This is a genomic window from Methylomicrobium lacus (assembly GCF_041897535.1).
Lineage (GTDB): Bacteria > Pseudomonadota > Gammaproteobacteria > Methylococcales > Methylomonadaceae > Methylomicrobium > Methylomicrobium lacus_A.
This window is the reverse complement of record NZ_CP169217.1, coordinates 3254799-3275305: the sequence shown is the minus strand read 5'-3', so window position 1 is coordinate 3275305 and position 20507 is coordinate 3254799. Positions and strand designations below refer to the sequence as shown.

17 protein-coding genes are annotated in these 20507 nt (G+C 56.0%); 13 read left to right on the top strand and 4 right to left on the bottom strand.

The features are described 5' to 3' along the window. Positions 1-65: 65 nt before the first annotated feature. Positions 66-1124, bottom strand: coding sequence for a PHB depolymerase family esterase (locus tag ACEPPP_RS14580; protein WP_374087866.1), 1059 nt, complete (start codon positions 1122-1124; stop codon positions 66-68). Positions 1125-1493: 369 nt separating this feature from the next. On the opposite strand from ACEPPP_RS14580, the gene ACEPPP_RS14575 reads away from it, so the two are divergent. After that, the gene (locus ACEPPP_RS14575) at positions 1494-3494 is read left to right on the top strand and encodes a LamG-like jellyroll fold domain-containing protein (protein WP_374087864.1); all 2001 of its coding nucleotides are present in this window, start codon (positions 1494-1496) and stop codon (positions 3492-3494) included. Positions 3495-3609: 115 nt separating this feature from the next. On the opposite strand, the gene yegQ is transcribed toward ACEPPP_RS14575, so the two are convergent. Next, the gene (gene yegQ, locus ACEPPP_RS14570; protein ID WP_374087863.1) at positions 3610-4950 is read right to left on the bottom strand and encodes a tRNA 5-hydroxyuridine modification protein YegQ; all 1341 of its coding nucleotides are present in this window, start codon (positions 4948-4950) and stop codon (positions 3610-3612) included. A 198-nt stretch (positions 4951-5148) separates the two neighbouring features. On the opposite strand from yegQ, the gene ACEPPP_RS14565 reads away from it, so the two are divergent. The 3 genes from ACEPPP_RS14565 to ACEPPP_RS14555 all read left to right on the top strand — a co-directional run bounded on the left by ACEPPP_RS14565 (position 5149) and on the right by ACEPPP_RS14555 (position 8340). Beyond that, entirely contained in the window at positions 5149-5625 is a 477-nt protein-coding gene (locus tag ACEPPP_RS14565; protein WP_374087861.1) for a putative lipoprotein, read from the top strand. 31 nt (positions 5626-5656) lie between these two features. Next, positions 5657-7615, top strand: coding sequence for a hypothetical protein (locus ACEPPP_RS14560; RefSeq protein ID WP_374087859.1), 1959 nt, complete (start codon positions 5657-5659; stop codon positions 7613-7615). A 218-nt stretch (positions 7616-7833) separates the two neighbouring features. After that, the gene (locus ACEPPP_RS14555; RefSeq protein ID WP_374087857.1) at positions 7834-8340 is read left to right on the top strand and encodes a DUF1993 family protein; all 507 of its coding nucleotides are present in this window, start codon (positions 7834-7836) and stop codon (positions 8338-8340) included. A gap of 59 nt (positions 8341-8399) precedes the next feature. Here ACEPPP_RS14555 and ACEPPP_RS14550 read toward each other — a convergent pair whose 3' ends face one another. Next, positions 8400-9479 carry a tryptophan 2,3-dioxygenase family protein gene (locus ACEPPP_RS14550; RefSeq protein ID WP_374087856.1) on the bottom strand — a complete coding sequence of 360 codons (1080 nt, stop codon included), beginning with the start codon at positions 9477-9479 and terminating at the stop codon, positions 8400-8402. 186 nt (positions 9480-9665) lie between these two features. Between ACEPPP_RS14550 and hppD the strand changes: the two genes are divergently transcribed. The 6 genes from hppD (at position 9666) to ACEPPP_RS14520 (ending at position 16751) form a co-directional block, all read left to right on the top strand. Further along, complete coding sequence (gene hppD / locus ACEPPP_RS14545) at positions 9666-10721, top strand: 4-hydroxyphenylpyruvate dioxygenase (protein ID WP_374087854.1); 1056 nt, start codon at positions 9666-9668, stop codon at positions 10719-10721. Further along, the gene (locus ACEPPP_RS14540; RefSeq protein WP_374087852.1) at positions 10721-11836 is read left to right on the top strand and encodes a homogentisate 1,2-dioxygenase; all 1116 of its coding nucleotides are present in this window, start codon (positions 10721-10723) and stop codon (positions 11834-11836) included. Before hppD ends, ACEPPP_RS14540 begins: the two co-directional genes overlap by 1 nt. After that, positions 11806-12813, top strand: coding sequence for a fumarylacetoacetate hydrolase family protein (locus ACEPPP_RS14535; RefSeq protein WP_374087850.1), 1008 nt, complete (start codon positions 11806-11808; stop codon positions 12811-12813). Before ACEPPP_RS14540 ends, ACEPPP_RS14535 begins: the two co-directional genes overlap by 31 nt. Beyond that, on the top strand, positions 12804-13451 hold the full coding sequence (maiA, locus tag ACEPPP_RS14530) for a maleylacetoacetate isomerase (protein WP_374087848.1): 648 nt from the start codon (positions 12804-12806) through the stop codon (positions 13449-13451). Before ACEPPP_RS14535 ends, maiA begins: the two co-directional genes overlap by 10 nt. A gap of 45 nt (positions 13452-13496) precedes the next feature. Then, positions 13497-14729 (top strand): aminotransferase class V-fold PLP-dependent enzyme, encoded by a 1233-nt coding sequence (locus ACEPPP_RS14525; protein WP_374087846.1) that lies wholly within the window; start codon positions 13497-13499, stop codon positions 14727-14729. 66 nt (positions 14730-14795) lie between these two features. Beyond that, the gene (locus tag ACEPPP_RS14520; protein WP_374087842.1) at positions 14796-16751 is read left to right on the top strand and encodes an acetoacetate--CoA ligase; all 1956 of its coding nucleotides are present in this window, start codon (positions 14796-14798) and stop codon (positions 16749-16751) included. A gap of 58 nt (positions 16752-16809) precedes the next feature. Here ACEPPP_RS14520 and ACEPPP_RS14515 read toward each other — a convergent pair whose 3' ends face one another. Beyond that, positions 16810-17712, bottom strand: coding sequence for a hypothetical protein (locus ACEPPP_RS14515; RefSeq protein WP_374087840.1), 903 nt, complete (start codon positions 17710-17712; stop codon positions 16810-16812). Between the two features lie 175 nt (positions 17713-17887). Between ACEPPP_RS14515 and dusA the strand changes: the two genes are divergently transcribed. Genes dusA through hemH form a run of 3 tightly spaced genes read left to right on the top strand, consistent with a single transcriptional unit; the run spans position 17888 to position 20442 of the window. Further along, positions 17888-18880, top strand: coding sequence for a tRNA dihydrouridine(20/20a) synthase DusA (gene dusA / locus ACEPPP_RS14510; RefSeq protein ID WP_374087838.1), 993 nt, complete (start codon positions 17888-17890; stop codon positions 18878-18880). Positions 18881-18920: 40 nt separating this feature from the next. Beyond that, entirely contained in the window at positions 18921-19469 is a 549-nt protein-coding gene (gene folE, locus ACEPPP_RS14505; RefSeq protein WP_374087836.1) for a GTP cyclohydrolase I FolE, read from the top strand. Position 19470: 1 nt separating this feature from the next. Continuing rightward, complete coding sequence (gene hemH / locus ACEPPP_RS14500) at positions 19471-20442, top strand: ferrochelatase (RefSeq protein WP_374087834.1); 972 nt, start codon at positions 19471-19473, stop codon at positions 20440-20442. Positions 20443-20507: the final 65 nt, after the last annotated feature.

The following is a 20507-nucleotide window of genomic DNA, read 5'->3' as shown; positions in this document are numbered from 1 at the left end:
GACGATACGCACATTGACCCTGGACGCGCACCCGGACAAGCCGGGTACGGTCCGGTAATAGGCGCCTAAGGAATGGGGTGCTCTTCGAAAAACTCCCAGCTCAAGCGGGTAGCGTTGGGTCCTTTAGGATCCACTAACGGGTCGCAGTCGCAGCCGCCCGGGTAGGTGTGCTCGGCGCCATCGATCAGGTATCGCTCGATGAGGGTATTCCCAGCAGAATCCTGGTAGGTTTGGTGGATGTAAGCGCGCCCATTGGGAACCTGGCCGTACTCGGTGGTGTCCGCGATGTCGTCGATGCCGTCAATGGTTGCCCATTGACCGATGATCCTGTCGGACGTCGGCGCCGGCACAACGGTGTCTGCGGTACCCTGCCAGAGGATAGTGGGCACGGCACGCGCCCGTACGCTCATCTCGATCAGAGCAGCCTCTCCCGACTCTTCCGGGGTCCTCACTGCATTCGGGTCGCAGAGGTATTCGCAGCCGGCGATGATGCTGGAGGCGGCATATACGTCCGGGTAGGCAACGGTCATGATGTTGGCCATGACGCCGCCTGCCGATGTGCCGGTGACATAGATGCGGTTCGGGTCCACTGTGTAGCGGCTGCGGACATAATCGGTGATACCGGCGATGAGGGCGGGTTCACCCCTGCCGCGATGCTGATTTTTGGACAGTTGCCAGTTCCAGCAGAGAAGGAGGTTGGACAGGATGCTCTGGCTCGGGTAGACGACAATGAATCCCTGTTGCTCGGCCAGTTTGCTCCAGCCGGTCCGCTTCTCGTAATGGTAGCTGTCCCGAGTGCAACCATGCAGTGCCACGACCAGGGGCATCGGAACGCCCTGCTGGTAGGAGGAAGGAACATAACCGTGGAAACTCCGGATGCCATGGCGGCTGGTGTGCACGCCGGAGAATGTAGTGCCTGTGGCGGCGTGTGCCGGGCTTAGGATAACAAGGGCAAACAGATAAAAGGCTAGCCGCATAGTGAACTTCATCGAAACTCCATTTGATTGTCTGGACAGGACCGCAATTATCAACTCATGATAAATGAATGTCAAACAGTCAAATTCAGTCATTTTTCCCGCATGGAAGAAACGCGGTAAGCTGTCCTCGACAGTACGTTTACTCATTGTCTGGTTTCCTGCAAAACCCGATGCCCTCCTCACCGGAATGCCCACAAGGCATCGCCGTCTATTAGATTAGAGACCCGCACAACAAATTGCGTACCGATTGAGCTTGTCGAAGTCCTTGTTCGATCGGATTTCGGCAAACTCTGCGGTTGAAAGGATTTTTCGCCAACGATCTGATAAGCCGTTCAGTCTTCCATGGAGGAGGAGGGAAGCCCATTACAATTTATTACCATGCAGGATCAGTTGCCAAGGAAAAGTCAAGACGTGCCCCCCCCCTATTTTCTCGATCCTGTTCACAAAATTTATAAAACTCCCAGCTAAGCTTTAGCACCGATTCTTACTTTTTAAGAGAGGACTAAGCTGAATTTTATGAACACTTTTCTTTCTATTTCGCGCGCGCACTGCCAGCGCATTTTGTTGCCCGTACTTGCACTGGTTTTATTCAGCGGCAATTTACTGGCGGGAACTATAAACCTTGCCTGGGATCCGAGTACCTCATCCAATGTAGGGGGCTATAAAGTCTCTTACGGCACCAGCCCCGGCAATTACACTTCAACCGTTGACGTGGGCAACCAGACCAGTTACTCGGTTTCGGGGCTACCGGAAGGCTCCACGTTCTATTTCGCCGCGAAGGCCTACGATACGACCAAGGCCAGCGAAAGCGCTTATTCCAATGAAGTCAATTTGACCGTTCCTGCCACGACGACGCAATTAACGGCGGATTTCACAGCCAGTAAAACCGGCGGCGATTATCCTTTGGTAGTCAGCTTCACGCCGGTTACAACAGGGACTGTCACCGCCTACAATTGGGACTTTGGCGATGCCTCGATACCCTCTGCGACAAGTCAGTATCCCACGGTGACCTATCCGAATCCGGGGACGTATAGCGTCAGTCTGACGGTCACCGGGCCCAGCGGCAGCGCGACTAAAACCCAGTCGAACTTCATTACCGTGACCACGCCGCCACCTGTGGCCAATTTTTCGGCGACCCCGACCTCCGGTGTAGCGCCGGTCGCGGTCAATTTCACCGATACCTCGACAGGCAGCATTAGCAGCAGAACGTGGAATTTTGGCGATGGCTCGACCAGCACGGAAGTCAATCCGAGCCACACTTACAGCGCGGCCGGCTCCTACACGGTCAGCTTAACTGTCACAGGCGCGAGCGGCAGCGATACCCAAACCAACAACAATTTCATCAACGTCTCCTCTTCACTGGTTACGACGAATCCGCCGACATCCCTTGACAATGGCCTCGTGGCGGCCTATGGCTTCGAGGAAGCCAGCGGCAAAACGGTTCAAGACGTCTCGGGCAACGGCAATAACGGCACGATCAAGGAAGCCGTCAGAATTACCGCCGGGCGTTATGGGAAAGCCTTGAAGTTCGATGGCGTCAACGACTGGGTCACGGTCAATGACAGCGCCTCCCTGGATCTTTCAGCCGGCATGACGCTCGAAGCCTGGGTGTATCCGTTGTCACAGACAAATGGCGGCAATACGATCCTTTTGAAACAAGCATCGGGGGCTGAAGTTTATGCCCTCTATTCCGAGGAGGACGCCAATTTGCCTGCCTCTTATTTGAATGACGGCAATTACCGTGGCGTCACCGGCCCCAACCGTTTGCCGCTGAAAACCTGGACCCACCTCGTAGCGACCTATGATGGCTCTTATCAAAGGTTGTATGTGAATGGGGTCGAGGTCGCCCAGAGTGCACTGAATACGCTGATTAAAACCTCCAGCGGCGTGTTGCGCATCGGTGGCAATAGCCTATGGGGCGAGTATTTCCATGGTTATATCGATGAGGTGCGGATCTACAATCGCGCCTTGACGGCAAGCGAGGTCAACGCCAACTTGGCAACCGCGGTAACCGCCGTAACTGCTGCAACCGCGATGAGTAGTGCTGCCGAGCTTCCGCAGCTGGTTATGGGTAACCCAAACCTGGAGCCTTGGGTCGATTCCAGGGCTCAGGGCACTGCCGAGGCATTCCAGACGACACCCGCAACGTCCGGCGTAGTGACTACGGTGGAAGTTTATCTGGATGACAGCTCAACCGCAACGGAGTTGGTTGCCGGTATCTACAAGGACAAAAAGGGACACCCTGGGGCGCGTATCGCGACAGGCAAGACAAGCGAACTTACGGCGGGGGACTGGAACTCCATATCGATCCCTGCAACTTCCGTGAGCGCGGGTCAACCCTATTGGATCGCGATACTGGGATCGAAAGGGCAAATGGCCTTCCTTGACCAGGTGGGTTCGTCAACCGGCTTAATGGAAACCAGTGCCTCCAAAAAACTGAAGAAATTACCGCGCACATGGAAAGGCTCTGCAACCAAGGCTAATGCGGTAATGTCCGTTTATGGGGGTGGCAATTAACCTTCGGATCACAAATCCCTAAGAGGGTATGCCGACGGACCGCGGGAAACCCTGTGTCCGTCGGCATTTTTTTAGCTGTTTGTCACCCGCCAATGCAGCTCGTCCGAAGCAAGATTTAGAAATACCGCGCCATCAGCCCGTAGCCCGCATTCGCCGCCGGAATCGGTATTTTCACTTCATAGCCGGCGCCCGGCGCTTCCCGCATGTCCTGCCCGTGCATGTCCTGCATCCGTTCGACGACGATGTCGCGGTTGCCTTCGGGCAAAATCAGCTCGATGCGGTCACCGACCGCGAACTTGTTTTTCACCTCGATTTCCGCAAGCCCGGTCGCGCTGTCGTAATTTCGGATTTCGCCGCAGAATTGCTGCTGATGGCTAAGCGAATAGCCGGTGATGTAGTTCTGGTAGTCCTGGGTGTGATGCCGCTGATAGAAACCGTCGGTATAACCGCGGTTGGCGAGGTTTTCCAGCACGCCCAGCAGTTCCGGGCGGAACGGACGACCAGCCACTGCATCGTCGATCGCCTGGCGGTAGGTCTGCGCGGTGCGCGCGACATAGTAATGCGACTTGGTGCGGCCTTCGATTTTCAGGCTGTCGACGCCGATCTCGACCAGGCGCTGCACGTGCTCGATCGCGCGCAGGTCCTTCGAGTTCATGATGTAGGTGCCGTGCTCGTCTTCCAGCACCGGCATCAACTCGCCGGGGCGGTTTTCTTCCTGCAGGAAATAGATGTTGTCGGCGAGCGGGTGGCGTTCGGCGCCGCCGCAACTGGCGGTGCTCAGATCATTCATCGTCAAGGCGCCGCCGTTCAACACATAAGCGCCCTCGGCATTTTCATGCGCCGGCAGCGTGTCGTATTTCCAGCGGCAGGAGTTCGAACAGGTACCCTGATTCGGATCGCGGTGGTTGAAATAGCCGGACAAGAGGCAGCGTCCGGAATAGGCGATGCACAGCGCGCCGTGGACGAATACTTCCAGTTCCATGTCCGGGCATTGCTGGCGGATTTCGGCGATTTCGTCGAGCGACAGTTCGCGCGACAGGATGATGCGTTCGACGCCAACGCTTTGCCAGAATTTGACCGTCGCGTAATTGACCGTATTGGCCTGCACCGACAGATGCACCGGCATGTCCGGCCAGGTCTCGCGCGCCAGCATGATCAGGCCGGGGTCGGCCATGATCAGCGCGTCGGGCCGCATCGCGACGATAGGCTCCAGGTCTTTGATGAAGGTCTTGACCTTGGCGTTATGCGGGATCACATTCGTCGCCAGGAAAAATTTCTTGCCGAGCCGGTGCGCTTCGGCGATGCCGATGCCGAGATTTTCGGTGAGGAAATCGTTGTTGCGCACCCTGAGACTGTAGCGCGGCTGCCCGGCATACACCGCATCGGCTCCGAACGCGAAGGCATAGCGCATGTTTTTCAGGGTACCGGCGGGAGAGAGAAGTTCGATTTTTTTCATGGGGTTAAAACTGGATTGAGCAGTCGATCATTTTAACTGATTCCCGGACCATGAGTCCGGGAATTGTAGGAAATTACCGCTACCGCGGCCTCAACACGGCTTGTTTTTATCAGCGATAAAGGGTCTAATTTAGCGAAAATACCAGGCAATATCCGGTATGTTTTTCCACTAAATCGGCATAATTTAGCGAGGATCATCATGCATTCCATTTTAAAGGGCTTTCATCATACCCGTTTCCAGACCGCATTTCTGGCGCTGCCACTGATTGTGGCCGGCTGTTCGTTCTCGGATAGCTCCAAGAGCATTTCGAATAGCGTCGAGAGCGTTTCCGATAGCGTGGGGAGCGTCTCCGATTCATCAGATTCGAGTGAGTCTTCAACGTCGAATAAAGAAAAGAAATACCAAAATGAAGTGTCAGACTACACGGTGGCTTATGTGAAATCTTCCGCCGCGGAGGCCGATTACACGAGTTATCTGAAAGGCTTGAGCGATATTGCAGCCAAAATCGGCATCGTTAATTGGGACCAGGAACCCAAAACCTACCTGGCGATCGGCAAAGGCCTGAAGAAAGCCGGTGTCGAGGGCATCGCTTACGAAACCTATAAAAAGAATTTTGCAGGCTCCGATGCAGAGAAGATGCAAAATATCCAAAAGGGTTACGAGTCGGAAAAATAATCCCTTCTCAGGCTCCGGCCGGCGCCCCGTCATGATGCGCACGAAGTGGCAGTCGCTCGGCGTACTGGCGGCCTTGGTTTTACCGTCACCCTCCCCTGCCGCTGCGACCTTCAATTACCTGTACATCGAAGCCAGCGAAGGGAATTCGAGCGGAGGGCATGCCGCGATTCAATTCGCTGACGACATCTATCATTATCAGCATGTCGATTCCGGCCTGATCCGCCTGTTCCGGCAGGAAAAAGCCGACTTTCATTTTTTATACCGGTATCTGCAGAATCGCCCGCTGCATCTCAGCCGCATCGAGGTCGGCGAAGACACCCTGGATCTCTTGAAAGATCAATTCAAATGGCAGTTCTTGACGCAGGAAAGGCAGTTCAAACTGCTCGACGATCTGCATCGGGACAGGATCTTTATCCGGCACTTGCTGCATCGTTTGACGGCCGAGCCTGCTTGGCTGGACACCGATGCGGCCTTGGTTTTGCGCTTGAAAGGCGTCGGGCTGTTTTATCCGGAACCGGGCCATCAACCTCAATACACCGACAACGAGTTAGCCAGGCAACAATCGCTCGGCATTCAAAGCTTGCGCCGGAAAATCGAGCAGCGCCATGGCACGGGCTTTTTGCAAAGCCGGCGCGCACAGGTCGAAGCGCAAATCAAAGCCTTGGCCCCAAGCCGTTGGCCTGCGCTCAATACGAATTCATCCGCCGAAAAATTCCCGGCCTCCCTCTATTCCTTCAGCGAAAGCTACGCGGACTCCCTGACCGCCTTATTTGCGCTCAAAGCCCTGCTCGATGCGCGCCCGTTGCAATCCGCTGCGCTGGTGCTGACGCATCAACCCGCCTTCAAGATTTCCGAAGCGGAAAGACGAAGTTTACGGCAGTTGCGTGACGACCTGGAAACCGGGCTGATTAAAGCGATCGCTTCCAACCGGCCGGACTGGGGCTATGCGGCCTTAGTCAATCTGGCGAGGTATCTCGCGCTTGAGTCCTCGTTGCAGTCAGGCTACTGGGCTTTTATTGACGATTTTGCCGAAACCGGCGAATGGCTCAGCCCGGATCAATACCTCGACCATCAGGCTCAGCTACGGATTCTGATTCGCGACGCCGGGGCGTCTTGGCAGAAAATCCGCCAATCGGCAGCGTCCCGCCCACGCTTGGGCGAAGCCGAATACAGCCAGATCGAGATGGCGGCCAACCGTTATAACGAGTTGCTGAAGAGCGAGCAGCCGCGTGATTTCCGCTATCAAGGTCAGCAAGCCCTGCCCTCCAAGAGCATCGGATTTCCGGCGGGGCCGCTGCCGAATCTGACGAAGGCACAATTGACGACGGCGCTGTCCGCACTGGATAGACTTGAACACAGCCTGTTTGAAACATTGAAGCAAAGCCATCGCTATGACCTGATCACCCGCAATTGCGTCACCGAATTGTTCAGGACCATCGATCAGGCGATGTCAGCACCCCTTCGAGCAGGCGATAAATCTGCGATCCCGGAAGCCTTAACGATCAAGGAGTCCGAAAAACGCCTGGGGGGATATGTTCCGATACCCTATCACTTCATCCCTTTCGTTTCCTACCAAGCTGTCCAGAATCGTTACCGCGTGCTAGAGAGCCGTGACCTGGATTCTTACCGGAGCATCGAACTGGCAAAGCTCAAGACGCGGCAAAACGAGCTGCTCACAGCGCTCAGGGAATCGAATATCGTGTCCAGCAGCTTATACCAATACAATCCAGACGATGCCTTATTCGTGTTTTTTACCGACGATAATCTGCTGCTGAGGCCCCTGTTCGGTGCTGTCAACACCGCCGCCGGGATCGGCCAAAGCGTCTATGGACTTTTCAGCTGGCCCCTGGATTCGGGAAAAAATTTGCGCTCGGGTGCCACCGGTATCTTAATGAGCCTGCCCGAAATATTCTTTTTCAATATGCGCAAGGGCAGTTACAAGTATTTGTCCTTCAAGCAATTGGCCGATGCGGACTTGCCGGACGATTGACATCATCGCCGGCCGGATAGGGAACAAACGGCGCAACTCATCACTCTCAGGGCTGCCGCCCCGTATCAATACGCTTCGCTTTAATGTTTGAAATTTAGCGGAGGCCGAAAGCGTTGCGGGTTAGGCCGGCTTCGACCGATGCCATTGCTTTTTGTGAACCGGAAACTAACAACGGTTATAATTACACTTTTTCCCGACGCCTTTACCGGAGATTCCTCATGTCACTTTCGATGTACCAAGCTTCTGTCCCCGTCTTCGTCCGTATGCTGGATAACTTGTCGAGAATACTCGAACTGGCGATTCAGTACGCCGACGAGAAAAAAATCGATCCGGCCGTTTTGATCAATGCGCGCTTGGCGCCCGACATGTACCCGCTCTCCCGGCAAGTGCAAATCGCCACCGATATGGCGAAAGGCTGCGCCGCGCGTCTGGCCGGTCTGGAAGCTCCCATTTACGACGATAACGAAACCACCTTTCCGGAGTTGCTGGCGCGCATCGCCAAAACGATCGCGTTTGTCCAAAGCGTCGGCCCCGAAAAAATCGACGGCAGCGAAGAGCGGAAGGTCACGCTCAAATTGCGCAACCAGGAAGTCAGCTTTTTGGGCCAGCCCTACCTCGTGCATTTCGTGCTGCCCAATTTTTATTTCCACATTACGACCGCCTATGCGATTTTGCGGCATAACGGCCTGGCGATCGGCAAAAAAGACTTCATCGGCGGCCTTTAAATCAGGGCCATTACCGTAAAAATGGATTCTAATGATCGGGTGGAGATAAGCGTAGCGCATCAGTGTCGATCCTGTTGAAACCCCAGGTCGCGCAGCAAGGAGTTCGGCAACGCCGGCAACAGCGAGCGGGGAATCAGGAAGGTGGATAAATTGAACAGGTCGGCAAAGATGCGTTTAGCGCTGACGGTCGCCTTCAGATAATCATGGCCGCTGGAGCCGCCGGTGCCGATCTTGCTGCCCAGCATCCGTTGCGCCATCAAGGCATGGCTGCTGCGCCAATGGGTCAAGTGTTCGTCGATGTCCATCAGGCGGCTTAATACCCGGAAAGGCAGTTGCAGTAGCGGCTCGTCCCGGTAAAGCTGAATGAAAAGAGCCGCCAAGGTGGCTTTATGGCTCAATTGAAAGCGACCCTGCTGCCGGTATTGTTCGTAAAGCCGTTGCTCGAACAGACAGTCAAAGCTTTGCCGGGTGGACTCATGCTCGGTAAATTGCTGCTGTTTTTCCTGGTCGCTCAATAACGGGTTGTTTCGAATGATGTCGGCGTCGCTGGCGAGCATTTGATCGACCGCCCGGCGATAGCAGGCCCAGAAACTAAAGCCCTCGCATTCCAAAAACGGCGTCCGGGCCAGCCAGGCGTCCACCCATTCGAAAAGCGACGGCTGCTTGGCGATCCGTTCCAGATAGGCGCTGTCCTCCGGGTTGAAACGCCCGAAACTGGCGTTGCTAAAATGATGCGACAGGCCCAGACGCAATTCGATTTCGCGAAACTGCCTGCTTTGAAATCCAGAGGCCGGAATCAAATAATTCCTGAAATCCAGAAAATCCAACGGCGTCATCGTTTCGATGATGCCGATCTGCTGATTGATCACCGCCTGGATGCGAATGATCCGGTCGAGACGCACCGAGATGATGTGCAGCCTTTTCTCATCCAAAGGCGTTTTGGAAAATAGCTCCAGCACCGAAAGCAGTTCGTGAAGAATTTGTTTGAACCACAATTCATAAGTCTGATGGGTGATGATGAATAGCATTTCATCGTGCGCCGCCGGGCCGTGTTGGCCGCTTTCGGGAACTTGCGTATTCAGCAGCGTGTCCAGTTGCAGGTAATCGCTGTAATAAAGCGGCTTGGAATGCTGGCTCATGGCTTGATCCTCTCTGAGTCGGAATGGACTTCCAGTATCTATCCAAAATAATGCATAACCTTCATTTTAACAATCCGTTTCGATAAGCCAAACTCTGCCGGAAAGACGGGGCAATCCAGTTGCCGAGCTGAAACTTAATAGTAGGGATCGGGTCTGACGATTTATCAATCAAACGGAGAGCATGCAATGGTTACTGCATCGAATCCGGCCGGAACCGATGGTTTCGAATTCGTCGAATATACCGCGCCGGATACCCGTAAGTTAGAACAATTATTCAAACAACTGGGTTTTGCCGCGGTCGCCAAACACCGCTCCAAGGATGTGGTGCTTTACCGGCAAGGCCAGATCAATTTTGTGATCAACCATGAACCGGACAGTTTCGCGCAGGCCTTTGCGAAAGTGCACGGCCCTTCGATTTGCGCGTTTGCGATCCGGGTCAAAAATGCCGCCGAGTGTTTCGAAAGAGTCGTCAGATTGGGCGCACAACCATACCATGGCGATATCGGCCCGATGGAATTGAATATTCCAGCCATCCGCGGCATCGGCCGCAGCCTGATCTATCTGGTCGATCGCTATGGCGAGGAGCGTTCGATCTATGATGTGGATTTCAACCCGCTGCCGGGCGCCGAGTTGAGACCTCCGGGCGCGGGGCTGACCGCGATCGACCACTTGACCCATAATGTTTACCACGGCGGCATGGACAAGTGGGCGGACTTTTATCAACGGCTGTTCAAATTTAAAGAAATCCGTTATTTCGATATCCACGGTAAAATCACCGGCTTGAAATCCCGCGCGATGACCAGCCCCTGCGGCAAAATCCGTATTCCGATCAATGAACCGAGCGATGCCAAATCGCAAATTCAGGAATATCTGGATGCCTACCATGGCGAGGGCATCCAGCATATCGCCTTGGCGACCGACGACATCTACGCCACGGTCGAAAAGCTGCGCGGCAACGGCATACGCTTCATGGACGTGCCCGATACCTACTATGAGACGATCGCTGCCAGGGTGCCCGGCCATCAGGAGCCCTTGGCGCGCTTGCGGCAGGACAGGCTATTGATTGACGGCGCTCCTGCCCGCGGTGCCGGTTTACTGCTGCAAATCTTCACCCATACCGTGATCGGCCCGATTTTTTTCGAGATCATTCAGCGCAAGGGCAATGAAGGCTTCGGCGAAGGCAACTTTCAGGCGCTCTTCGAGGCGATCGAGCGCGATCAGATCAAAAGAGGAGTGATCTAATGCCGTGGATTCAGCTACCCAGAGTGGAAGGCAACGCCTCGCGGCAAGCCCATGCCGATCTTCCGGCCGGCACTTTCGAGCGGGAACTCGGCAAGGAAGGCTTTTATGGCCCCTCCACGCAGATGCATCACCGTCACCCGCCAACCGCCTGGACGACGATCGAGGGGCCGCTGCGCCCTCACGCCTTCGACACGCAAAAACTGGCGCCGCAGGAAGCCTGCCCCTGGCAAGCCGCCTTGCTGTTCAGCAATGCCCACACCCAAATCCGCTTCCTGAAACTCGAACACGACATGGATCATCTGGTGCGGAATGCCGACGGCGATGATTTGATCTTCGTGCATCGGGGCGCGGGCGAGCTGTATTGCGATTACGGCCATTTAGGTTTTCGCGAGGGCGATTACCTGCTATTGCCGCGCGGCACGATGTGGCGCATCGACGTGAAGGAAGCGGTCAGCGCCCTGCTGATCGAGGCGACCGATCACAGCTACACGTTACCGGACAAGGGGCTGGTCGGCCAGCAGGCGATCTTCGATCCTGCGGTGCTGGATGCGCCTAAGATCGATGAAGCCTTCATCGCCCAGCAAAACGAGGCCGAATGGCGCGTGGTCGTTAAAAGAAGACACCTTCTCAGCACCCTCACCTATCCGTTCAATCCGCTCGATGCGGTCGGCTGGCACGGCGCGCTGATGCCGGTGCGACTGAACTGGCGCGATATTCGGCCGCTGATGAGCCACCGCTACCATGTGCCGCCTTCGGCCCATACCACTTTCGTCTCGAACCGTTTCGTGGTCTGCACGTTCGTGCCAAGGCCTTTCGAAACCGACCCGAATGCATTGAACGTGCCTTTCTTTCACAGCAATGACGATTATGATGAACTGATTTTCTACCATGCAGGGCAGTTTTTTTCCCGCGATCACATCTATCCGGGCATGATGACCCTGCATCCCTCCGGCATTCCGCACGGCCCGCATCCGAAGGCGCTGCAGAATGCCGAGAGTAAGCGCGGCACGATGACCGACGAGGTCGCGGTGATGATCGATACGAGGGACGCGCTGGAGGTCTCCGAACAGGCGGCAGCGATCGAATGGCCCGGTTATGTGGATTCCTGGAAATGAAGCTCGCGACGCTCAAATCGGACAGCCGTGACGGTAGCCTCGCGGTCGTGAATCGCGATCTGACCCGGGCCAAAACGGTTCCCGGCATCGTCCCGACCTTGCAGGACGCCCTGGACGACTGGGCCGGGGTCGAGCCGCAGTTGCTACGGGTTTATCGGGCGCTTAACGCAGGTGACTGCGAGGCTATCCCTTTCGATCCCTGCCGCGCGGCGGCGCCGTTGCCGAGAGCCTATCAATGGCTGGACGGCAGCGCCTACCTGAGTCATGTCGAACGGGTCCGCAAGGCGCGCGGCGCCGATTTACCAAAGAGCCTGCTCGACGACCCGTTGATGTATCAGGGCGCCTCGGACGTGATGCTCGGCCCTTGCGATCCGGTCGAAGTCGCCAGCGAAAGCTGGGGCATCGATTTCGAGGCCGAAGTCGGCGTGATCACCGATGATGTCGAATACGGGATATCGATCGATAAGGCCGCTGCCCACATCAAGCTGGTTCTGCTGATCAACGATGTGTCATTGCGCCATCTGATTCCGGGTGAACTGGCCAAGGGCTTCGGCTTTCTGCACGGCAAACCGGCCAGCGCTTTTTCGCCGGTCGCGGTGACCCCCGACGAACTGGGGGCGGCCTGGCAGGATTCCAGACTCCATTTGCCGTTGACGGTGCATTGGAACGGGCACTTATTCGGCGAGGCGAATGCCGGATCCGACATGCAGTTCAATTTTGCGCGGCTGATCGCGCATGCGGCAAAGTCGCGCAAACTGACGGCCGGCACGATCATCGGCTCAGGCACGGTCAGCAATTATGATTTAACGACAGGCTATTCTTGCATCGTCGAAAAAAGGGTCGTCGAAATCATCGAAACCGGCGCGGCCGCGACAGAATTCATGCGCTTCGGCGACCGTATCCGGATCGAGATGCAGGACAGACAGGGACAGTCGATCTTCGGTGCGATCGAGCAGGAGGTCAGGCCGTGTCGTTGATCCTGTACAGCTATTTCAGAAGCTCCGCCGCGTACCGGGTGCGCATCGCATTGAACCTGAAAAATATCGACTACCAGATCCGCCCGGTTCACCTCGTCAAAAACGGCGGCGAACAATTCAACGCCGATTACCTGGCGCTGAATCCGCAGGGACGGGTGCCCGTTCTGGTCGTGCAGGATCAGGTTCTGACCCAGTCATCCGCGATCATCGAGTATCTGGAAGAGATCTACCCGGACCCGCCACTCTTGCCTGCCGATCCGCTTGCGCGCGCCTATGTCCGCTCTTTGGCGCAAATGATTGCTTGCGATATCCATCCGCTGAACAATTTGCGGGTGCTGACCTATCTAAATGACATGTTTGATCATGATCAAAAACAAGTCTGGTACCGTCACTGGATAGTGGAAGGATTTTCCGCGCTGGAAATGCGGCTGCAAAAAAGCGTTTACCCGGGGCTGTTTTGTTTTGGCGATACTCCGGGCATGGCCGATGCTTTTCTGGTTCCGCAAGTCTACAATGCCCTGCGTTTCAATTGCGAAATCGAAAGGTTTCCGTTGATCAGCGCCATTTATCACCATTGTATGCAGGAGACGGCCTTTCGGAATGCCGCACCGGAAAATCAGCCGGATGCGGAACCATAGCGACGGCGCCAATATCGTCCTCTTGTCGACCACCAAACCTCGCGCATGAATCTAACGCACACCCAAGTCGATTCGCTCGAACAACGCGTCCTGGCGCTCGGTTCGGATGAACTGGATGAAGAGCGCATCAGCCAGCATCTGCGGCCCTTGTTTGCGCGCTCGCTGCGCCATTCCCGGGACGTGATCTATCTGGCGAATCACTCGCTCGGCCGGGCGCTGGATCAGACCGAACACGACGTGAGCGAAGGACTCGGGCATTGGTATGCGGACCGCGAAAACGCCTGGACGATGTGGCTGGATGAAATGGCCGCCTTCCGCGGACGGGTGGCGGCACTGATCGGCGCGCCGCGCGCCGATTGCGTGGTGCCGAGAGCCAGCGCGGGCCAAGGCCTGCGAACACTCTTGAATTGTTACGCTAGCCCGATCCGGGTCATCACCAGCGCCGACGAATTCAATTCGATCGACCACATCCTGAAGACCTATGCCCGCCGCGGCCGCATTCATTTGACGCGTATCGCCCCAAAAAACGGCCGCCTGTATCGGCTTGAAGACTTTCTCGATGCGGTCCGGGAAGGCTCCGATCTGCTTGTGCTCTCGCAGGTCGTGTTCACCACCGGGCAGCATTTATCCTTTTTACCGGCCTTGGTCGATGCCGCCCATCGCCAAGGCGCCAAGGTGCTGCTAGACCTGTATCATGCGGCCGGCGCCGTGCCGGTCGACGTCGCCGCGCTGGACATCGATTTCGCGCTCGGCGGTAGCTATAAATATTTACGCGGCGGCCCCGGCGCCGGCTGGTTATATCTGCACCCGCGCCATCTGGACGGCACGCTGGAAACGCTGGATAGCGGCTGGTTCGCGGAACCCGAGCCCTTCGCTTTCGCAAGACCGCAAGCGCCCGAATTGGCGGCCGGCGGCAATCGCTTCCTGGAGTCCACGCCCGCCGTCCTGCCCTTTTATCAGGCCCGGGCGGGACTGCTGCTGACGCTTTCGCTCGGTGTTGAACGTCTGCGCCGCTACTCGCTGAAACAACAGCTTTTCCTAGAAGAATCAATGCGGCGATATGGCATTCCCTGCCTTGGCCGGCCCGAAGAACGCGGTGCCTTTATCGCAATCCCGCATCGACACGCCCAGGTCGTCGCGGAAACACTCGAGCAAGCCGGTGTGATCTGCGATGCCCGCGAAGGACTGCTGCGCTTTTGTCCGGATATGCTGAATACCCGAGAAGAATTGACGATTGCGGTCGATAAATTGGCTGAAATTTGGGAGCCCTTGCAATAGAAGCTGCATGAACTAACCGAAACCCTTTCCGTTCTAACGTGACGTATTTAGCCATCGGGGAACGACGTGAATTCAGTGCTTTGGCAGCCTTCGACGGCGCGAAGGGAAAACGCCAACATGACCCGCTTCATGAAACGGGTCAAGAACGCATATGGCACCGATGTTAGCGAGTACCCGTCGCTTTACCGATGGTCTATCGAAAATCCCGCCGCCTTTTGGGATTTGCTGTGGGATTTTGCAGGCATAAAAGCCGCCCGCAAAGGGAAGGTCATTGTATCGGATCCGGATAAAATGTCCGGCGCCAAATGGTTTCCCGATAGCCGGCTCAACTACGCGGAAAACTTATTGAGTCATTGCGATAAACGGGGCTTCGCGATCAGCTTTCGCGGAGAAAACGGCGACACTTGCCGGCTTTCCTATCATGATCTCTGTCGGCAAGTAGCGCAGCTCCAACAAGCGCTCAGAAATGATGGCATAGAACCCGGCGACCGCGTCGCCGGCATTCTGCCGAACCTTCCCGAAACGATGATTGCGATGCTCGCGACGGCCAGTCTCGGTGCGGTCTGGAGCAGTTGCTCGCCGGATTTCGGTGTTCCCGGCATCATCGATCGTTTCGGCCAAATAAGCCCGAAGGTGCTATTCGTCTGTGACGGCTATTTTTTCAACGGCAAGGCATTCGAGCGCACGGATCAGATCGAGCCCTTGCTGAAGGCGCTGCCGTCGCTGCAAAAGGCCGTGCTGATCCCTTATTTAAACAGGAAAGCGCGCAGCGACAGCCATCGGACCACACTGTGGCAAAACTATCTGGCCGATTTTCCGGAAAACCATCCCTTAGAATTTGCGCCGATGGCGTTCGACGATCCGTTGTTCATCCTGTATTCCTCCGGCACCACGGGGCCTCCGAAATGCATCGTTCACGGCGTCGGAGGAACCCTGATCCAGCACCTGAAGGAGCATTTGCTGCATGTGGACGTCCATCCCGGAGAGCGCCTGTTTTATTACACCACCTGCGGCTGGATGATGTGGAACTGGCTGGCTTCCGGACTGGCATCCGGAGCAGAGCTGATACTTTATGACGGCTCGCCGCTTTATCCCAAGGCTGACGCGTTATTCGACCTGATTGACGAATTCCGGATCACGATCTTCGGGGTTTCCGCGAAATATATCGACGCACTCAAAAAATCCGCGGCTGTCCCTAAAAAAACTCACAAGCTGTCATCGCTGAAGACGATTTTATCGACCGGATCCCCTCTGGCGCCGGAAGCGTTCGATTTTGTCTATCAATCGATCAAGCAGGATGTCTGCCTGTCATCGATGTCCGGCGGCACGGACATCATTTCCTGCTTTGTGCTCGGCTGCCCTCTCCTGCCGGTGCGCCGGGGAGAAATCCAGTGCCGGGGGCTCGCGATGAACATCGATGTTTACGACGAGAACGGCCAGTCGCTGCGAGAGGAAAAAGGCGAACTGGTCTGCAAGGCGCCGTTTCCTTCGATGCCGGTCGCTTTCTGGAATGACCCCGGGCAGAGCCAGTATCATGCGGCCTATTTCGAAAAATTTCCGGGCCTGTGGCACCATGGAGATTATGTGGAGCTGAGCGAAAACGGCGGCATGATCATCTACGGACGCTCCGATGCGGTGCTGAACCCCGGCGGCATCCGCATCGGCACCGCCGAAATCTACCGGCAGGTCGAGCAGGTCGACGAGGTACAGGAAAGCCTGGTCGTCGGGCAGGACATCGGGGGCGACTGCCGAATCATTTTGTTTGTGATTCTGCGTGACGGCGCGGCGCTATCGAATGCCTTGAAGACGAAGATCAAGCAACGGATCCGGCAGAATGCCTCGCCCCATCACGTGCCGGCGGAAATCCTGCAGGTGACCGACATTCCCCGCACCCAAAGCGGCAAAATCGCCGAGTTGGCGGTGCGCAACATTCTTCAAGGACGTCCGGTAAAAAATCAGCACGCGCTGGCCAATCCCGAGACGCTGGAACAATATCTGCGAATGAAAGAATTACTCACTTAATCGCCTGTTCGCTCGTTTAGGCTCAACAAATGCCACTGCCGCAGCGTGCATTGAGAGTTCAATGCACGGCCGCCAATTCGCGCCTTTGCGCATCCAATCCGTCCCAGAATGCGGCGACGCCGTCCAGCATCTGATTGCCATGGCGAATAAATTCGTCCTCATCCAGTTCCAGCGTGAAATAAAGCTCCTCCAGTTCTTCCTGCGTATGGGCGGCATGTTGCGATTCGAGCTGATCGTGCCAGACAAAAAAGCCCAACGGCAAATCGGCGCCGTTTATTTCGTTAAAGCGTCTGAAGCCCTTGATCAATTGCCCCCAGAATCCGGCGGCAGCCCAGTTTTCGACCGCATAACTGGCTGCCTGGGATATCTGATAGTCATCGCCGCCGTAAAGCCGGATCAGTTCATTGCAGAAAAACAGCGTGGAAGGCGTTCCGTGTTTGGGTTGGCCGATGTCGGCAAACGACAGGTCGAGTTTTTTCGCGATGTGATACAGCCATTCGAAATGGCCGGCACCGAAATGAAAGATGCCGCCTTCGATGCTGCCTTCCGTCGATCCGAGAGCATCGCCGCCGTTTGTCGGCGCGGTCGGCTTGAAGCGGACACCGATTTCATTGGCCAGAATTTCTTTGGATGCCCGCATGCTTTCGAGCGTCTCGGCATGAATCATCTTGTTCAGCTGGGCGATCAGAAACTGATTCGAAAATACCGAGAATTGAATGATGAAGGCCTTGATTTGAGTCAGGCTTTGGTCGCCCTGTTCGAACCAGGCGGTGTAAGGGTTATGGGTTATAATGCGATGGTTTAACAGCTCCGCGTTGATGCGGCGTTGAAATTTGAGCAAGCGTTTGGCTTTCGTGAGCGAATACCCGTTATGTCCTGCACTCAGTGCAAGCAGCGACGGCAGGGTCAAATTTTCGATATGATGCTTTTGCGCAAAATCGGCCAACGTATTGTCTTGCATGATGCACCTCCGCTAAAGGTTGCTTAACGGAAATTTTGACATACCGGCATTGGATAAGTTTCTGGGACGCGGCGTAGCGCCGGGCTCAGAAACTCCGGTCAGGTTTGTCAATCTATCTCAGTCCACAGTATAGAAAAGCAACAGCGAGAAACAACAAACAGGCTCTAATCATTCGATGGAAAACCACATAAATCCAGGATACCCGCTTCATTACTTTTCGGTCGCCCCGATGCTGGACTGGACGGATCGGCACTGCCGCTTTTTTCACCGGCTGATTTCGAAACAGGCGCTGCTTTATACCGAAATGGTCACGACCGGGGCATTGCTGCATGGCGACCGGCAGCGGTTTTTGCAATTCGATCCCTGCGAGCATCCGCTCGCCTTGCAATTGGGCGGCAGCGATCCGGCCGGTCTGGCCGCGTGCGCGAAGATGGCCGAGGATTTCGGCTATGACGAGGTGAATTTGAATGTCGGCTGCCCGAGCGATAGGGTGCAGAACGGAAGTTTTGGCGCCTGTTTGATGGCGGAACCGGAACTGGTGGCCGAATGCGTCGCGGCGATGCGGCAAGCGGTTTCGATTCCGGTTACGGTCAAGTCGCGGATCGGCATCGACGACCGGGATTCCTACGAGGAACTGACCGGATTCATCGGCACGGTCGCTGAAGCCGGCTGCGAAACCTTCATCGTGCATGCGCGCAAGGCCTGGCTGAAGGGCTTGTCGCCGAAGCAAAACCGGGAGGTGCCGCCGTTGCGTTACGATACGGTCTATCGCTTGAAACAGGATTTCCCAAACCTTCAGATCGTATTGAACGGCGGCATCACCACGCTGGAGCAGGCGGAGGAAGTGCTTGGAAACGGCGTCGACGGCGTGATGGTCGGGAGGGAGGCCTACCATAATCCTTATATCCTGGCCGATGTCGACCGGCGCCTCTACGGCGCATCGGCCGAGGCGGTCACGCGCGCGGAGATCATCGAAAATTTGTTGCCTTATATCGAGCGGCAACGGGCCGAAGGCGTGCGTTTGCACAGCATCACCCGGCATATCCTCGGCCTGTTTCACGGCGAGCCCGGCGCCAGGTCCTGGCGCCGGCATTTGAGCGAACAGGCGGTCAAATACGACGCGGACGCCTCGGTTGTCCTTGAAGCATTAAAATTCACGATTCAATGATGTATACTGCATCACCTTTAGCTTTATTGAGATTTCGATTGTGGAAGAGTATTTTTCGAAAATTATCGCCGCGGTGGGCGAGGATCTGAACCGCGAGGGGCTGATCGATACGCCGAAACGCGCCGCCGAGGCGTTCAAATTTTTGAATAACGGTTATGAAAAAAGCCTTGACGAGGTCTTGAACAACGCCGTGTTCACGGCCGATACCGAAGACATGGTGATCGTGAAGGACATCGAATTGTATTCGTTGTGCGAGCACCATCTGCTGCCGTTCATCGGCAAGTGCCATGTCGGCTATCTGCCGCGCGGCAAGGTGCTGGGCCTGTCGAAAGTCGCGCGGATCGTCGACATGTACGCCCGGCGCCTGCAAATCCAGGAAAAACTGACCAAACAGATCGCCGATGCGATCGAGCATGCGGTCGACGCGAAAGGCGTCGCGGTCGTGATCGAGGCGAAGCATTTGTGCATGATGATGCGCGGCGTCGAAAAACAGAATTCGGTGATGACGACCTCGGTGATGACCGGCATCTTCCGTAAAGAAATGAATACGCGTTCGGAATTCTTGAATCTGATCAACCGCCAGTCATAACATGACGACGAAGAAAACCGGGGTATTGCTGGTCAATCTGGGGTCCCCTACCAAACCGACCACCGCGGCGGTCCGCCGGTTTTTAAAGGAGTTCCTTTGGGACCCGCGCGTCGTCAATCTGCCCCGGCCGTTGTGGTGGCTGATTCTGAATTTCTTCGTGCTGCCGACACGTCCGCGCCGGTCTTTTTTGGCTTACCGTAAAGTCTGGGACGAGAAAGGTTCGCCGCTGATTTACCTGACCCGGCAGCTTCGCGAAAAAGTGGCGGCCAGACTGGCCGCGCAAGGCATCGGCGTGCGCGATGCGATGCGCTATGGCGAGCCGACGATCGCGGAGCAGTTGCGCGCCTTCAAAGAAGAAGGCGTCGACTCGCTGGTGATCCTGCCGCTGTATCCCCAGTATTCCTCGACCACGACCGCCTCGGTGTTCGATGCGGTGGCCGACGAACTGAAACAGTGGCGGCATATTCCCAAGATCCGCTTCATCAGCGATTATTATGGCGATCCGGGCTACATCGCCGCGGTCGCCAAATCGATCGAACACAACTGGCATTTGCGCGGCCGGCAGCAACTGCTGCTGATGTCGTTCCATGGCCTGCCGGAAGTGCTGAGCAAATGGGGCGACCCGTATTTCGAGCATTGCAGGCAAACGGCCGCCAGTATCGCGAAACAACTCGCGCTACAGGAGCACGAATGGCGGATGGTGTTCCAATCGCGCTTTGGCAAGGCCGAATGGCTGAAGCCGTACTGTCTGGATACGCTGCAAGCGCTGCCAGGCCAAGGCATCAAAACGGTCGACATGGTTTGCCCCGGCTTTGCGGTCGATTGCCTGGAAACCCTCGAAGAGATCGCGATCGCGAACAAAGAGGAATTCATCAAGGCCGGCGGCAGCGCCTATCATTACATTCCGGCGCTGAACGATTCGGATGCGCATGCGGATGTGATCATCAACCTGCTTGAACAAAAGCTGGGTTGATGGCTTGTTTTGGGTAACTTAGCTTCTAGCTGTCCGGATTAACGCAAAGCTGTCCCCACCCTATC

Excerpts from the sequence above, each read along its gene's own strand:
- hppD (WP_374087854.1), top strand. The coding sequence starts at position 9,666 with ATGGTTACTGCATCGAATCCGGCCGGAACCGATGGTTTCGAATTCGTC.
- ACEPPP_RS14560 (WP_374087859.1), top strand. The coding sequence starts at position 5,657 with ATGATGCGCACGAAGTGGCAGTCGCTCGGCGTACTGGCGGCCTTGGTT.
- ACEPPP_RS14555 (WP_374087857.1), top strand. The coding sequence starts at position 7,834 with ATGTCACTTTCGATGTACCAAGCTTCTGTCCCCGTCTTCGTCCGTATG.
- dusA (WP_374087838.1), top strand. The coding sequence starts at position 17,888 with ATGGAAAACCACATAAATCCAGGATACCCGCTTCATTACTTTTCGGTC.
- ACEPPP_RS14525 (WP_374087846.1), top strand. The coding sequence starts at position 13,497 with ATGAATCTAACGCACACCCAAGTCGATTCGCTCGAACAACGCGTCCTG.
- yegQ (WP_374087863.1), bottom strand. The coding sequence starts at position 4,950 with ATGAAAAAAATCGAACTTCTCTCTCCCGCCGGTACCCTGAAAAACATG.
- hemH (WP_374087834.1), top strand. The coding sequence starts at position 19,471 with ATGACGACGAAGAAAACCGGGGTATTGCTGGTCAATCTGGGGTCCCCT.
- ACEPPP_RS14575 (WP_374087864.1), top strand. The coding sequence starts at position 1,494 with ATGAACACTTTTCTTTCTATTTCGCGCGCGCACTGCCAGCGCATTTTG.
- ACEPPP_RS14540 (WP_374087852.1), top strand. The coding sequence starts at position 10,721 with ATGCCGTGGATTCAGCTACCCAGAGTGGAAGGCAACGCCTCGCGGCAA.
- ACEPPP_RS14550 (WP_374087856.1), bottom strand. The coding sequence starts at position 9,479 with ATGAGCCAGCATTCCAAGCCGCTTTATTACAGCGATTACCTGCAACTG.
- ACEPPP_RS14515 (WP_374087840.1), bottom strand. The coding sequence starts at position 17,712 with ATGCAAGACAATACGTTGGCCGATTTTGCGCAAAAGCATCATATCGAA.
- ACEPPP_RS14565 (WP_374087861.1), top strand. The coding sequence starts at position 5,149 with ATGCATTCCATTTTAAAGGGCTTTCATCATACCCGTTTCCAGACCGCA.
- ACEPPP_RS14580 (WP_374087866.1), bottom strand. The coding sequence starts at position 1,124 with ATGAGTAAACGTACTGTCGAGGACAGCTTACCGCGTTTCTTCCATGCG.
- ACEPPP_RS14535 (WP_374087850.1), top strand. The coding sequence starts at position 11,806 with ATGGCCCGGTTATGTGGATTCCTGGAAATGAAGCTCGCGACGCTCAAA.